We start from the raw sequence: 437 nt of genomic DNA, 5'->3' as shown, positions 1-437 counted from the left end.
ACGGCGGCACGGTGACTACGGGCACGGTTACGACTGTCGGCGCGACGGTTGCCGTGGGCAGCGTACCGGTTGTCGTCGCGCCTCCGCCGGTCGTGGTGGCGCCGGCTCCGGTTGTCGTCGCGCCCGTACCGGTGGTTGCTGCGCCTGCGCCTGTGGTCGTCGCGCCTGCGCCTGTGGTCGTCGCGCCTCCGCCCGCTTATGTGCCCCCGCCGCCGGTCGCCTACGTGCCGCCGCCTGCACCGAAGACTGTCTATGTCGCGCCGCCCGCACCCAAGGTCGTCTACGTTGCGCCCCCGCCGCCGAAGGTCGTCTACGTTGCGCCGCCCCCGCCGCACGTCGTATTCATCGCGCCGCAGGCCCACACGCTGTATGTCGCGCCGCGTCCTGTGTATGTCGCGCCCGCGCCGCATCCCGCGGTGCTGGTTCCGGGCCACTGG

1 pseudogene is annotated in these 437 nt (G+C 73.0%); it reads left to right on the top strand.

Going from position 1 to position 437, the window contains the following annotated elements:
* Window positions 1-11 precede the first annotated feature (11 nt).
* A pseudogene (locus SB753_RS34880) lies at window positions 12-437 on the top strand (hypothetical protein); the annotation flags it as partial.

The organism is Paraburkholderia sp. SIMBA_053, from assembly GCF_046534895.1.
Classification (GTDB): Bacteria; Pseudomonadota; Gammaproteobacteria; order Burkholderiales; family Burkholderiaceae; genus Paraburkholderia; species Paraburkholderia caledonica.
The sequence above is the reverse complement of the archived record's forward strand: the minus strand, read 5'-3'. Positions and strand labels throughout refer to the sequence as shown.